Annotated in this window: 11 protein-coding genes and 1 riboswitch; of the genes, 6 read left to right on the forward strand and 5 right to left on the reverse strand. The window is 61.8% G+C overall.

Going from position 1 to position 13,555, the window contains the following annotated elements; translation table 11 throughout:
- Positions 1–159: 159 nt before the first annotated feature.
- On the forward strand, positions 160–906 hold the full coding sequence (locus ACEN8Q_RS20895; protein WP_413427568.1) for an RsiV family protein: 747 nt from the start codon (positions 160–162) through the stop codon (positions 904–906).
- Here the strand turns inward: ACEN8Q_RS20895 and cytX are convergent.
- Both cytX and thiC read right to left on the reverse strand, forming a co-directional pair.
- Positions 875–2,167 (reverse strand): putative hydroxymethylpyrimidine transporter CytX, encoded by a 1,293-nt coding sequence (gene cytX, locus ACEN8Q_RS20900; RefSeq protein ID WP_413427567.1) that lies wholly within the window; start codon positions 2,165–2,167, stop codon positions 875–877. The genes ACEN8Q_RS20895 and cytX overlap by 32 nt on opposite strands.
- A gap of 202 nt (positions 2,168–2,369) precedes the next feature.
- Positions 2,370–4,259: a phosphomethylpyrimidine synthase ThiC gene (gene thiC / locus ACEN8Q_RS20905; protein WP_008063536.1), complete on the reverse strand. Its 1,890-nt coding sequence runs from the start codon at positions 4,257–4,259 to the stop codon at positions 2,370–2,372.
- Between the two features lie 163 nt (positions 4,260–4,422).
- A riboswitch (TPP riboswitch) is annotated at positions 4,423–4,528 on the reverse strand.
- A gap of 205 nt (positions 4,529–4,733) precedes the next feature.
- Between thiC and ACEN8Q_RS20910 the strand changes: the two genes are divergently transcribed.
- Positions 4,734–6,167, forward strand: coding sequence for a TolC family outer membrane protein (locus ACEN8Q_RS20910; RefSeq protein ID WP_413427566.1), 1,434 nt, complete (start codon positions 4,734–4,736; stop codon positions 6,165–6,167).
- A 59-nt stretch (positions 6,168–6,226) separates the two neighbouring features.
- Here the strand turns inward: ACEN8Q_RS20910 and waaA are convergent, their stop codons facing one another.
- Together waaA and ACEN8Q_RS20920 are read right to left on the reverse strand one after the other, a co-directional pair.
- Complete coding sequence (waaA, locus tag ACEN8Q_RS20915; RefSeq protein ID WP_413427565.1) at positions 6,227–7,519, reverse strand: lipid IV(A) 3-deoxy-D-manno-octulosonic acid transferase; 1,293 nt, start codon at positions 7,517–7,519, stop codon at positions 6,227–6,229.
- A gap of 11 nt (positions 7,520–7,530) precedes the next feature.
- Positions 7,531–8,433, reverse strand: a complete 903-nt coding sequence (locus ACEN8Q_RS20920) for a LysR family transcriptional regulator (protein ID WP_413427564.1) — start codon at positions 8,431–8,433, stop codon at positions 7,531–7,533.
- A 103-nt stretch (positions 8,434–8,536) separates the two neighbouring features.
- On the opposite strand from ACEN8Q_RS20920, the gene ACEN8Q_RS20925 reads away from it, so the two are divergent.
- The 4 genes from ACEN8Q_RS20925 to ACEN8Q_RS20940 all read left to right on the forward strand — a co-directional run bounded on the left by ACEN8Q_RS20925 (position 8,537) and on the right by ACEN8Q_RS20940 (position 11,977).
- Positions 8,537–8,869, forward strand: a complete 333-nt coding sequence (locus ACEN8Q_RS20925; protein ID WP_007977444.1) for a DMT family transporter — start codon at positions 8,537–8,539, stop codon at positions 8,867–8,869.
- Between the two features lie 122 nt (positions 8,870–8,991).
- Positions 8,992–10,167 carry an NAD(P)/FAD-dependent oxidoreductase gene (locus ACEN8Q_RS20930; protein WP_413703678.1) on the forward strand — a complete coding sequence of 392 codons (1,176 nt, stop codon included), beginning with the start codon at positions 8,992–8,994 and terminating at the stop codon, positions 10,165–10,167.
- Positions 10,164–10,976 carry an aldo/keto reductase gene (locus tag ACEN8Q_RS20935; protein WP_413703679.1) on the forward strand — a complete coding sequence of 271 codons (813 nt, stop codon included), beginning with the start codon at positions 10,164–10,166 and terminating at the stop codon, positions 10,974–10,976. The genes ACEN8Q_RS20930 and ACEN8Q_RS20935 overlap by 4 nt, the downstream gene beginning before the upstream one ends.
- A gap of 32 nt (positions 10,977–11,008) precedes the next feature.
- A complete protein-coding gene (locus ACEN8Q_RS20940; RefSeq protein WP_413423245.1) occupies positions 11,009–11,977 on the forward strand; it encodes a metal ABC transporter ATPase in 969 nt (322 codons plus the stop codon).
- Between the two features lie 126 nt (positions 11,978–12,103).
- Here the strand turns inward: ACEN8Q_RS20940 and hldE are convergent, their stop codons facing one another.
- Entirely contained in the window at positions 12,104–13,528 is a 1,425-nt protein-coding gene (hldE, locus tag ACEN8Q_RS20945; RefSeq protein WP_413423243.1) for a bifunctional D-glycero-beta-D-manno-heptose-7-phosphate kinase/D-glycero-beta-D-manno-heptose 1-phosphate adenylyltransferase HldE, read from the reverse strand.
- Positions 13,529–13,555: the final 27 nt, after the last annotated feature.

A 13,555-nucleotide genomic window follows, 5' to 3' on the forward strand; every position in this document is an offset into this window, starting at 1 on the left:
TCCTAACGCGCCCGTGACGTTTGATGCAGCCCCTTTCCCGTCAGCGGGATGGACGGTGAGAGCGAAACCCACTCTAATTAGCTTAGTGGCGAACTGATTGCTTTGTTGAGAGTCGAAGCCGGTATCTTTTTGCCTTCCCCTGTTTCAGAAAGGACGCACATGTCGCTTTTCAAAATTGCCTCCGTGGCCGCTATCGCCCTGACCCTGGGCGCTTGCGCGAGTCTGTTCCAGCCCAACTACCGCACGCCCCTGGAAACCACCCGCGACGCCTCCGAGCAGCTCAAGCCCGGTTGCAGCAGCCCGGATTGCCCACTGGTCAATATCGACACCCTACACTTCCCGGCCGAGCCTGCACTGGATGGCATCATCGAAAAACGCCTGCTGCAGATGACCCGCACCTCGCCCGACGCGCCAGTCGCCCCGACCCTGGCAGCCTATCGCGAAGAGTTTTTGCGCACCGCCGGCCCGCGCAACAGCAGCTATCTGCAAGCGAAGGTACGCGAGCAGCATGACGGCTTGGTGATCGTCGAGTTGTCCAGCTACCTGGACACTGGCGGTGCCCATGGCACGCCAGGCCGGGGTTTTATCAACTATTCGCGCCAGCAGCATAAAGTGCTGACGCTGTCGGACATGCTGGTGCCGGGGCAGGAAGATGCGTTCTGGAAAGCGGCACAGGTAGCGCACAACAGCTGGTTGATCAGCACCAGGCTCGATCAGGAACCGGAGTTCGTGAAGAACTGGCCGTTCCAGAAAACCCGGAACGTGGCGCTGACCTACGGCGGGGTGATCCTCAAGTACGAAACCAGCAGCATTGCGCCTTACGCGCTGGGCCACGTCGAACTGAAGATCCCCTACCCTCGCCTGAACGGCATCATCAAGCCCGAGCTGTTTCCCGGCCGTAGCTGAAGGCCCGACCCAGTACCAGTTGCAGCAACCCTGCCAGGATCAGCGCCGGCAGGGTGGCGCCGACATCCGGGTACAGGTTGGCCAGCAAATGATAGGTGCTGATCCCGCCCAGCCAGGCGAGCAGCGCCGGCCAGCGCAGTGCAGTTGAGGCGACCTGGCCACTGCGCTTGCGCAGGATGAAGTGGTCCACCAGCACCACGCCGAACAATGGCGCAAACACCGAACCGATCAGCAGCAGGAAGTTCTGGTACTGGGCCAATGGCGCCAGCAGGGCAATCAACGTGCAGATAACGCCGATAGCCAAAGCCAGATGCTCGACTTTGGCGCGCAACAGAATCCCGCTGGACACCGCCGCCGAGTGAATATCGGCAAAGGCGTTTTCCGATTCGTCCAAAAGAATCAGCAGCAGCGGAATCCCCAGGCCGGCACCGGCCAGCGCCAGCAGCAACGCATTGACTTCACCGCTCGGTGCGAACGCCAGGGTGTAGGCCACGCCCAGGCTCATCAACCAGAAATTGCCGATGAAGAAACCGATGGCGGTGCCACCGAAGACGTTTTTCGCCCGTTTGCCGAAGCGCGAATAGTCGGCAATCAGCGGCAACCACGACAGCGGCATGGCAATGGCGATGTCGAAACCTACGGCAAACGGCATCGAACCGTCACCGGCCTGGGCCCACAATGCGGCCAGGTCGGCCTTGGCGAACAGGTTCCAGGTCAGCCAGGTGCACGCGGCCAACAGCAGCCAGATACCCCATTTGCGCAGGATCTGCCGAACGAAAGTCAGCGGGCCGCTGACCGCCAGCAAGGTCGCCAGTGCGCCGAAGAACAGTGTCCACAACAGCGGATTGGACAGCAGGCTGCCTTCGCTGAACGCCTTGGCGCCCAACAGGCTGGCGGCATCGCGCATGACGATGATTTCGAACGAACCCCAGCCGATCAGTTGCAGCAGGTTCAGCACCGCCGGCAGGCTCGCGCCCTTGGTACCAAGGCTGAGCTTGAGCGCGGCCATCGACGACAGGCCGGTGTCGCTGCCGATCACCCCGACTGCCGCCAGCAGCAGAACGCCGACCAGGGTGCCGAGAAAAATCGCCAGCAACGAGCCGGACAGGCCCAGACCTGGCGCGAGCAAGGCACCGGTCTGCAGGACCATCAGGCCAATGCCGAGGGAGAACCATAGGGAAAACAGATCGCGACCGCCGAACACACGCTTGTCGGTCGGCACCGCGATGTCAGGTGAATAAGTACTCGGTTGAATGCTCAAGGTGTTATCTCAGAGGAATATGTTTTGTCATTGAGAGTTTCGCTGGCTGATCTGGCGCTTTCGCGAGCAAGCCCGCTCCCACATTTGGCCTCTGTCAAACACAAAATCTGTGTTCACAGGAGATCAAATGTGGGAGCGGCGGTGCGACGATTCGACTTGCTCGCGAAGGCGGCGCCACAGGCACCGCCAATCCCGGATCAGATCAAACTTTCTGATACAGCTGACTGCCTTCCTGCTTGAAGCGCTCGGCCTGTTCGGCCATGCCCTGGGCGACGTCCACGTCGACCGCTTCGATCCGTTGGTTGGCCGCATATTCGCGGACTTCCTGGGTGATTTTCATCGAGCAGAACTTCGGTCCGCACATCGAGCAGAAGTGCGCGACCTTGGCCGAATCCTTCGGCAGGGTTTCATCGTGATACGAACGGGCGGTGTCCGGATCGAGACCCAGGTTGAACTGGTCTTCCCAACGGAACTCGAAGCGCGCCTTGCTCAAGGCATTGTCGCGGATCTGTGCACCCGGATGCCCCTTCGCCAGATCGGCGGCATGTGCTGCGATCTTGTAGGTGATGATCCCGGTCTTCACGTCATCCTTGTTCGGCAGGCCCAAGTGTTCCTTCGGCGTCACGTAGCAGAGCATGGCGCAGCCGAACCAGCCGATCATCGCCGCACCGATGCCGGAGGTGATGTGGTCGTAGCCCGGCGCAATGTCGGTGGTCAGCGGGCCGAGGGTGTAGAACGGCGCCTCGTCGCAGCACTCGAGCTGCTTGTCCATGTTCTCTTTGATCAACTGCATCGGCACGTGGCCAGGGCCTTCGATCATGCACTGCACGTCATGCTTCCAGGCAATCTTGGTCAGCTCGCCGAGGGTCTCCAGTTCGCCGAACTGCGCCTCGTCGTTGGCGTCGGCAATCGAGCCCGGACGCAGGCCATCGCCCAGCGAGAAGCTGACGTCGTAGGCCTTCATGATTTCGCAGATGTCTTCGAAATGGGTGTAGAGGAAGTTCTCCTTGTGGTGTGCCAGGCACCACTTGGCCATGATCGAGCCACCACGGGAGACGATGCCGGTGACGCGCTTGGCGGTCATCGGTACGTAGCGCAACAGCACGCCGGCGTGGATGGTGAAGTAGTCGACGCCCTGCTCGGCCTGTTCGATCAGCGTGTCGCGGAACAGCTCCCAGGTCAGGTCTTCGGCCACGCCGCCGACTTTTTCCAGGGCCTGGTAGATCGGCACGGTACCGATCGGCACCGGCGAGTTGCGGATGATCCACTCGCGGGTTTCGTGGATGTGCTTGCCGGTGGACAGGTCCATGACCGTGTCCGAACCCCAGCGAATGCCCCAGGTCAGTTTCGCCACTTCTTCTTCGATGGACGAACCCAGGGCGCTGTTGCCGATGTTGCCGTTGATCTTCACCAGGAAGTTACGGCCGATGATCATCGGTTCCAGTTCGGTGTGGTTGATGTTGGCCGGAATGATCGCGCGGCCGCGGGCGATTTCGTCACGGACAAATTCAGGGGTGATGATTTTCGGCACGCTGGCGCCGAAGCTGTGGCCGGCGTGCTGCTGGTCCAGCAGGCCGGCGGCGCGGGCCACTTCCAGCTTCATGTTTTCGCGGATGGCGACGTATTCCATCTCGGCGGTGATGATGCCTTTGCGCGCGTAGTGCATCTGGCTGACGTTGGCACCCGGCTTGGCGCGGCGCGGGTTGTTGACGTGAGCGAAGCGCAGCTTGGTCAGCTCCGGATCGGCAAGGCGCTCCTGGCCGAAATTCGAGCTCAGGCCACTCAGGCGCTCGGTATCGCCACGGGATTCGATCCACGGCGAACGCACGTCGGCCAGGCCTTTGCGCACATCGATGATGACATTGGGGTCGGTGTACGGTCCCGAGGTGTCGTACACCACCACCGGCGCGTTGACCTCGCCACCGAAGTCGGTCGGCGTCACGTCCAGGCTGATTTCGCGCATCGGCACGAGGATGTCGGGGCGCGTGCCCTGAACATAGATTTTTTGCGAGCGGGTAAACGGCTGAACCGATTGCTGATCGACCTTGGCCGAGTCACTCAGGTTGGTGGCGATTTTTGCTTTTGTAGTCATCACGGGCTCTCCAGACAGCATCCAGGCAGTGGATTTTTGTCGGAGCGAACCTGTAAACGAATGGACGCACGGCGCTGGGAAAACCAGCTGTGCTGTGCTCAGTGCTCGAGGGGTGTTCGATTGTCGAACAACATCCCGGACGAAGCACAAGAGGACTCGCCGGGTGACGAGAAATCTTGTTCCCTACGCAGGCGCTAACCTGATCAGGTTCAACGGGATCCGAAATTATTCGATCTCAGCCTCATAGCAAGGCACCCCGACAAGAACCCGGCCAGTCTAGACACAACTGGCGAAGAACGCCAACCCCACTGCAAACACCATGATGAATGGCGTAATTGCACGCAGTATCAGGATTGTTGCCGCCCGAATGCACAACTACACTCGCTACGCTGAGTCGCGCATTGACGCTGCCAAGGCAGCGCCTTAGCCTTGGCGCTCAAATTACCTGTGTAATATCAAATCTAGGGAACGTCTATGCTGCGCAAACTCTCACTGGCCCTTGCCGTGTCTTGTGCGTCCAATGGAATGGCCTGGGCAGCAGATGCGCCCTTATCGAACAAGACGGACCTCGTCAGCGTTTATCAGGAAGCCGTCAACAACAACGCCGACCTGGCAGCTGCGATCGCCCAATACGGCGCGCAGAAGGAAGTCGTACCCCAGGCCCGCGCCGGGTTGCTGCCGAACCTCTCGGGCGGGGCGAATATTTCCGAGGTGCGTACGTCGCTCGATCAGCCGTCCGCCACCACCAACCGCGATGCGCATTCGTACCAGGCCACTCTGGCGCAACCCTTGTTCCGCGCCGATCGCTGGTTCCAGTTCCAGGCCGCCAAGGAAGTCAACGAACAGGCCGCCCTGCAACTCTCGGCGACCGAGCAGAACCTGATCCTGCAAACCGCTCAAAGCTATTTCAACGTGCTGCGCAGCCAGGACAACCTGGCCTCGACCAAGGCCGAAGAAGCGGCGTTCAAACGCCAGCTCGACCAGTCCAACGAACGTTTCGATGTCGGGCTCTCGGACAAGACCGACGTATTGAACTCGCAAGCCAGCTACGACACCGCACGCGCCAACCGCATCGTTGCCCAGCGCCAGGTGGACGACGCCTTTGAAGCCTTGATCACCCTGACCAACCGCCAGTACAACTCGATCTGGGGCATCAGCCATAACTTGCCGATCCTGCCGCCAGTACCGAACGACGCCAAGGCCTGGGTCGAAACGGCAGGCAGGCAGAACCTCAATCTGTTGGCCAGCAACTATGCCGTCAGCGCCGCCGAGCAAACCCTCAAGCAGCGCAAGTCCGGGCACTTGCCAACGGTTGACGCGATAGCCAAGTACGAGAAAGGCGACAACGACGCACTGGGCTTCAGCAACCCGAACAACCAGCCAATACCCTACGGTGGCGACGTCTCGCAAACGACCGTTGGCCTGCAACTGAACATCCCGATCTACAGCGGTGGCTTGATCAACTCCCAGGTGCGTCAATCGTATGCGCAACTGGACCAGACCGAGCAGCAGCGCGAGTCCCTGCGCCGGCAGGTCGTGGAAAATACCCGCGACCTGCACCGCGCGGTGAACACCGATGTCGAGCAGGTACAGGCGCGCAAGCAATCGATCATCTCCAACCAGAGCGCGGTGGAAGCAACCGAAGTCGGCTATCAGGTGGGTACGCGAAACATCGTCGACGTGCTGGATGCGCAGCGTCAGCTGTACACCTCGGTACGCGACTACAACAACACCCGCTACGACTACATCCTCGACAACCTGCGCCTGAAGCAACAGGCCGGCACGTTGAATCCGGGGGATCTGCAAACCCTGGCACGCTGGCTCAACCCCAACTACAACCCGGACAAGGACTTCCTGCCACCGGATCTGGCCAAGGCTGCGGAGGAGCAGTTGAAAGCGAGACCTTGACCATCAGATTTCAAGACAGCACAAACCTTGTGGGAGCGAGCTTGCTCGCCCCCACAGGATCAGCGGCGAACTGAAGACCTGTCGATCAACCGCCCCAACCCGTCCAGCAACCGCTGCAGCGCCCCCTGATTGGTGCGCATCACCTTCAACCCGGCCTCTGCCATGCGCTGCGCATCGCGCGGCAGTTCAAACAGCCGCTGCACCGCCACCGCCAGCCCTTCGGCATCCTCCACTTCCTGCAACGCCCCGGCACTGCGCAACTGCGTGGCGATTTCGAGGAAATTGAAAAGATGCGGCCCGCTCAACACCGGCTTGGCGAGTGCCGCCGGCTCCAGCAGGTTATGCCCGCCATTCGGAACCAGGCTGCCGCCGACGAAAGCACTGTCAGCCAGGGCGTAGAGAAACAGCAACTCGCCCATGGTGTCGCCAAGCAACACTGAAGTATTTGCACTGACCGCATCGCCGCTGGAACGCCGAACCGTGGCAAAGCCTTGTTGCTGGCACAACCCGTACACCGAATTGAAGCGCTCCGGATGACGCGGCACCAGAATCAGCAAGGCATCGGGGTGACTGGCCAACAACTGACGATGGGCCGCCAGCACGACCTCGTCTTCGCCGTCATGGGTACTGGCCGCAATCCACACCGGTCGCTCCAGCGCCTGCCATTGCCCGCGCAATTGGCTGGCGCGCTCAAGCAGTTGCGGGTCGATGGTCAGGTCGAACTTGATCGAACCGGTCACTTCGACGGTTTCCGCCCGCGCGCCCAGGTCGCGAAAGCGTTGGGCTTCGGCTTCGGTCTGCACCGCGAACAGGCTCATCTCGGCCAGCATTGGCTGGGTCAGCTTGCGGAACCGGCCGTAGCCCCTGGCCGAACGTTCGGACAGCCGCGCATTGGCCAACGCCACGGGAATCCCGCGCTTGGCACATTGATGGATATGGTTGGGCCACAGTTCGGTTTCCATGATCACCGCCAGTTTCGGCTGCACCCGATCGAGCAAGCGTCGGGCGGCGCAAGGCAGGTCGTAAGGCAGATAGCAGTGCTGGATGCGCGGCTCATTGGCGAACAGCGCCAGGATCCGTTCCGAACCGGTCGGCGTCATGCAGGTCACGGTAATCGGCAGATCCGGATAACGCGCCAGCAAGGCGCGGATCATCGGTGCGGCAGCAATGCTTTCGCCCACCGACACGGCGTGCACCCAGATGCCGCCCGGTTTCATCGCCGGCATCCCATAGGAGAAACGCTCGCCGATGCGCCTGGCATACGCCGGCGCCTTGCGCGCGCGCAGCCAAAGCCGAATCGCTACCAATGGCAGCCCCAGATAAAACAGCGCGGTGTAGAGAGTTCTATTCATGGCGGCGGAGTTTATCGGCTTTTTTCGCCAATCGTCTGCAAGTGCACGGCAAAACGTTCGGCGAGCCAGCGCGCGGCCGGACCGAGCGGTTCATCCCGGCGCCATACCAGCTCCACCACCAGGGCCGGCGGGGTCCATTCGCTGGCCAGTTCGACCATCTGATTCTGATAAGTCGGGTACTGCACCACGTGGCGTGGCAACCAGGCCCAGCCGAGGCCGCGCACCAGCCATTCCGCCATCACATAGAAACTGTCCGCGCGCCAGACTTGCGGGCTGGCGGGATCACTGCCGGGATAAATGCTCGACTCCGTGGACATCAGCAACTGCCGATGCTGCGCCAGTTGCTGGCCGTCCACTGAGCCTTTGCGCGCCAACGGATGATCCTTGCCGCACACCGTGACCATTTCCACGCTGCCCAGTACCCGCCGCTCAAGCGCCTCGGGAATCTGATCGTGAAAGAACAGCAGCCCCAGATCGGCGCGCCGCTCCACCAGCTTACGCGCGACATCGCCCTGGGCGGCGCTGGTCAGTTGCACCTCAAGGCTGGGGAATTTTTCCGCCAGGGCCTCGAAGCTTTCGATGATCGGCTGATACGGCATCGCTTCATCCTGCGCCACCCGCAGTCGTGCCTCTTGCCCGCGCATCATTGCCAATGCCCGACCATTGAGTCGTTCGCACTGGCGCAATACTTCCCGCGCTTCATCCAGCAACGCCGTGCCGGCTTCGGTGAGTTTCGGCTGACGGCCGCTGCTGCGGTCGAACAGGCTGACGCCCAGGTCTTCTTCCAGCATCGCAATCGAGCTGCTGACTGCCGACTGCGCCTTGCGCTGGTCCCGCGCCACGGCCGAAAACGAACGCTGCTCCGCTACGCTGACAAACAACCGCAGCTGCTCCAGATTCCATTGCATGCTCATGGCTCAACCCATCTTCTATTCAGATAGGTAATGACTTTACCGCATCTGGCAACTCACTAGAATGCCGACCTCAGAGAGCAACACTTCACACGAGGATTGACCCATGACCGCTTACTACTACCTGGCCATAGCCATCTGCGCCGAAGTGATTGCCACTGTTTCGATGAAAGCCGTCAAAGGCCTCAGCACCCCGCTGCCCTTGGTGCTGGTCATCCTCGGCTACGGGATTGCCTTCTGGATGCTGACCCTGGTGGTGCGCAGCGTTCCGGTGGGCGTGGCGTATGCCGTATGGGCCGGCATGGGGATCGTGATGGTCAGCGTCGCGGCACTGTTTATCTATGGGCAGAAGCTGGACGTGCCGGCGATGCTGGGGATGGCGTTGATCGTGCTGGGCGTCGTGGTCATCCAGCTCTTCTCCAAAACTGCGGGGCATTAAGTCCAAAGCACCATTCATTGTGGGAGCGAACCTGCTCGCTCCCACAGGTTTTGTACTCCAGTAAATCCCCTCCACTTCGAGTCTGTATACTGCGCCCTCGTCTTGAACACAGAGGTCGCTGCATGCCATCCGTTATTTCCACCGACGTTCTGATTGTCGGCGCTGGTGTCGCCGGCCTCTGGCTGAATGCGCGCCTGCGCCGCCAGGGTTTTTCGACCGTGCTGGTGGAAAGCGCCAGCCTCGGCGGCGGGCAGAGTGTGAAGTCCCAGGGCATCATCCACGGCGGTGCCAAATACGCGCTGCACGGCGCCCTGACCGGGGCCTCGGAAGCCATCGCCGACATGCCGCGCCGTTGGCGCGAAGCCCTGGCGGGCAATGGTGAGCTGGATCTGTCCGGCGTGCGTTTGTTGTCCGAAGCCCATTACCTCTGGTCCCCCGGCACCCTCGCCGGCAACCTCACCAGTTTCTTTGCCAGCAAAGCGGTGCGCGGTCGCGTCAATCAGGTCAAGGGCGAGCAATTGCCGCCAGCCCTGCAAGACAAGCGCTTCAAGGGCAAGGTCTATCGCCTGGCGGAATTGGTGATCGATGTGCCGAGCCTGATCCAGCGCCTGGCCGATCTGGCGGGAGATGGCTTGCTCGCCGGGCAGAACATCGAGCCATTGCTGGAAAACGGTGAGCTGGTCGGCTTGAAAGTCGACGAGCGCCAGATCCGCGCCCAGCGCATCGTGCTCAGCGCCGGCGCCGGCACCGCCGACCTGCTCACCGCGCTCGGCCTGAGCCAGCCGGCCATGCAGCGCCGACCACTGCACATGATCATCGCCAAAGGCCCGGGCCTCAAGCCACTGTACGCCCACTGCCTGGGCGGCGGCACCAAACCGCGCCTGACCGTGACCACCCACCCGGCCGCCGATGGTCAATGGGTCTGGTACCTGGGCGGCGACATCGCGGAAGCCGAAGGCGTGGCCCGCGAGCCCGCCGAGCAAATCGCTACCGCCCGCAAAGAGCTTGGCCAGTTGCTGCCGTGGATCGATCTGAGTAGCGCGCAATGGGCGACCCTGCGGGTCGATCGCGCCGAACCGCTGCAATCGGGGTTGACCCGCCCGGATAACGCCTTCCTCGCCGAACAGGATCGCCTGCTGGTGGGCTGGCCAACCAAACTCGCCCTGGCGCCGGACTTCGCCGACCGGGTCATTGCCAGCCTGACCCGCGACGGTATCCAGCCAAGCCACCCGGCAGCGCTGCCTGAACTGCCGAAGCCGCCAATGGGCGTACCTGCCTGGGAGCAACTGCTGCCATGAGCCAACCGACCCTGCACGACTTGCATCGCCCGTTGGGCAGCACCGGCCTGCTGGTTTCACCCCTGGGCCTGGGCACGGTGAAACTGGGCCGCGACCAGGGAGTGAAGTACCCCAACGGCTTCCAGATCCCCGATGACGATGAAGCACGCATGCTGCTCAAGCTCGCCCGCGACCTGGGCATCAACCTGATCGACACCGCCCCGGCCTATGGTCGCAGCGAAGAACGCCTCGGCCCGTTGCTGCGCGGCCAGCGTCAGGATTGGGTGATTGTCAGCAAGGTGGGCGAAGAGTTCGCCGACGGCCAGTCCCGTCACGATTTCAGCGCTGCGCACACGCGAATGTCGGTGGAGCGCAGCCTGCAACGCCTGGAAACGGACTTCATCGATCTGGTGCTGGTGCACTCCGATGGTAACGACCTGGCGATCCTCAATGACAGCGAAGTCTACGAAACCCTCGCCGAGCTCAAGGCCGAAGGCAAGATTCGCGGTTTCGGTTTTTCCGGCAAAACCGTCGACGGCGGCCTGAAGGCGCTGGAGCAAGGCGATTGCGCGATGGTCACCTACAATCTGAACGAGCAGAACGAGAAGGCCGTCATTGACTATGCTGCTGCACACGGCAAAGCCATTCTGGTCAAAAAAGCCCTCGCCAGTGGTCATGTATGCCTGAGTCCGGGCGTGGATCCGGTGCGCGCCAGTTTCGAGCTGTTGTTTGAACATCCGGGTGTTGCCAGCGCTATTGTCGGAACCATCAATCCGCTGCACCTCGCCCACAATGTCGCGACCGTTGCCCAGGTCCTACGTAGCCACTGATGCCGCCCACGCGGCCTTAAGCAGGAGCCGACATGCCGCGCACGCTCATAAGAAAGAACCCGAGCAACTTCAAGACCCTGCCGTTATTCGTCGAAGCGACTCCCGAAGGCCTGGCTTATCAGAGCGTCGGCAGGCCGCTGAATTTCTCCCAGACCCTGCAACGTCGTCGGCCGGTAACGGTCGGCGACAGCGAACGGTTTGCCCTGGAGCTGGCCAATCTCGGGGTTTCGGTGCGCCTGACCCTGCATTGGCAGAATCGTGACTATTGGGTGCTGGTGCGCCAGCGTCGGCAGGACCGCGGCGATGTGGTGCTCAAGCTGATCTCCGGATACGTGCCGGCCCATGAACTGAACCTGCCCTTGCACACAGCGATCCAGGAGATTGCCGAAGAATGCCTGCTGGAAACCCCCGAAGGCTGGCTCGGCGGGCGGTTCAATGACACCTGGCTGCCGACACCCTACTCGGCCGCCCTGCATTACCGTGAAGCCCTGCCATTTCGCTTGTCGCCACTGTCCGGCTCGGCGCGGCCGGTACGTTGCGCCAATCTGATGCTGATGGAGCGTCCGCGGGCTTATGTGCATTTGCCAACGGCGTCACTGCAACTGATTTACGACTTGCGCCTGGACGTTCCCAAGGAAGCCAAATCCCTGAGCCTGTTCCATGTCGATGAAAGACTGGAAGGCGATCAACTCGTCGCCCGTCTCGACCGCAAACGACCCGATCTGTACTTGATGCCCTTGCAGGACGGCCACCCGATGGCTGAGCTCTACACCTTGAAAAAGGATCAGCTGTACCCGGCCAGCACGCGCGGCCTGTACCTGGCCGAGAGTTTTGCCCGACAGGAAGGCTGGCTGGTGCGCGATGAACGAATTCGCTGGAAGGACTGGGTGAGGCAGCAAGGCTTGACCCCGCCGGGGAAGGATTCGGGGCTGGCGCGGTTGCGCGGGAGGGCAAAACTGCTTCTGAAGAAGATCGTGCCGCGTAAAAAGGTCAGCTCCTGAAGGTGCCCACATAACCCTGTAGGAGCTGGCTTGCCAGCGATGGACTCAAGGACGCCGCATCTGTTCAATGGATTAGCGTCATCGTTAACGACCATCGCTGGCAAGCCAGCTCCTACAAAAGCTGCGTTATTCAGACTTGCGGATCTTCTCGACAATCGCGGTGGTCGAGCTGTTTTCCACCAGCCCCAGCACTTTCACGGTACCGCCGTAGGCTTTCACGATGTCCGCGCCAACCACCTGGTCGATCCCGTAGTCCCCGCCCTTGACCAGCACGTCCGGCTTGACCGCGCTCAACAGGTTTTCCGGTGTGCCCTCCGGGAAGCTGATCACCCAGTCCACCGCGCCCAGACCGGCCAGCACCGCCATGCGCCGGTCGACGCTGTTGATCGGACGGCCCGGCCCTTTCAGTCGGCTGACCGATGCATCGTCGTTGATCGCGACGATCAGGCGATCGCCCTGGGCCCGCGCCTGTTCCAGATAGGTCACGTGGCCGGCATGCAGGATATCGAAGCAACCGTTGGTGAACACGATCCGTTCGTTGTGCGCACGGGCATCATCGACCGCCAGCAACAGTTGCTCAAGACCCAGCACACCGCGCTCGGAACCCTCCTCGCGCTGAATCGCACGACGCAGTTCCGGCGCACTGATGGCCGCCGTACCGAGTTTGCCGACCACGATACCGGCCGCCAGGTTGGCCAGGGCCACCGCGTGGGGCAGTTCTTCACCCGCGGCAATCGCAGCCGCCAGGGTGGAAATCACCGTATCGCCAGCACCGGTCACGTCGAACACTTCGCGGGCACGGGCCGGCAAGTGCAGCGCAGGATGATCCGGACGCAGCAGGGTCATGCCGTGCTCGCCACGGGTCACCAGCAAGGCGCCGAGGTCCAGGTCGTGCATCAGCTGCGCGCCCTTGCTCACCAACTCGTGCTCATCGGCGCAACCACCGACGATGGTTTCGAATTCGTTGAGGTTTGGCGTGATCAGGCTCGCGCCACGGTAGATCGAGAAATCCTTGCCCTTGGGATCGGCCAGCACCGGAATGCCGCGGGCACGGGCGGCCTGGATCAGCGCCTGATGGTTTTTCAGCGCGCCTTTGCCGTAGTCGGACAACACCAGCACCTTGATGCCTTCGAGCAACTCATCGACCTGCGCGGCCAGCGCCAGCGCGTCGGTGGCGAAGGGCTCTTCGAAGTCGATACGCAGCAATTGCTGGTGACGACTCATGACCCGCAGCTTGACGATGGTCGGCTGGTGCGCAATACGCTGGAAGATGGCCCGCACGCCAGCGCCCTTGAGGCTGTTGACCAGGCTGTTGGCGGCTTCATCGTCACCCGTGACACCGACCAGCGAGGCCGGAGCCCCCAGGGCGGCAATGTTCAAGGCAACGTTGGCAGCGCCGCCCGGACGGTCCTCGATGTGATCGACCTTGACCACCGGCACCGGCGCCTCAGGAGAAATCCGTGAGGTACCACCATGCCAGTAACGGTCGAGCATGACATCGCCGACCACCAAGACAGGGGCTTGATCGAATCGCGGCATGGACAACTTCATGGTGCAACCCACATACAGAATGAACAG

The organism is Pseudomonas sp. Pseusp16, assembly GCF_047324915.1.
Taxonomy (GTDB): Bacteria; Pseudomonadota; Gammaproteobacteria; order Pseudomonadales; family Pseudomonadaceae; genus Aquipseudomonas; species Aquipseudomonas fluorescens_CD.

Bases quoted from the DNA above. Each gene is read 5' to 3' on its own strand.
- ACEN8Q_RS20895 (WP_413427568.1), top strand. From the start codon at position 160: ATGTCGCTTTTCAAAATTGCCTCCGTGGCCGCTATCGCCCTGACCCTG.
- thiC (WP_008063536.1), bottom strand. From the start codon at position 4,259: ATGACTACAAAAGCAAAAATCGCCACCAACCTGAGTGACTCGGCCAAG.
- ACEN8Q_RS20910 (WP_413427566.1), top strand. From the start codon at position 4,734: ATGCTGCGCAAACTCTCACTGGCCCTTGCCGTGTCTTGTGCGTCCAAT.
- waaA (WP_413427565.1), bottom strand. From the start codon at position 7,519: ATGAATAGAACTCTCTACACCGCGCTGTTTTATCTGGGGCTGCCATTG.
- ACEN8Q_RS20920 (WP_413427564.1), bottom strand. From the start codon at position 8,433: ATGAGCATGCAATGGAATCTGGAGCAGCTGCGGTTGTTTGTCAGCGTA.
- ACEN8Q_RS20925 (WP_007977444.1), top strand. From the start codon at position 8,537: ATGACCGCTTACTACTACCTGGCCATAGCCATCTGCGCCGAAGTGATT.
- ACEN8Q_RS20930 (WP_413703678.1), top strand. From the start codon at position 8,992: ATGCCATCCGTTATTTCCACCGACGTTCTGATTGTCGGCGCTGGTGTC.
- ACEN8Q_RS20935 (WP_413703679.1), top strand. From the start codon at position 10,164: ATGAGCCAACCGACCCTGCACGACTTGCATCGCCCGTTGGGCAGCACC.
- ACEN8Q_RS20940 (WP_413423245.1), top strand. From the start codon at position 11,009: ATGCCGCGCACGCTCATAAGAAAGAACCCGAGCAACTTCAAGACCCTG.
- hldE (WP_413423243.1), bottom strand. From the start codon at position 13,528: ATGAAGTTGTCCATGCCGCGATTCGATCAAGCCCCTGTCTTGGTGGTC.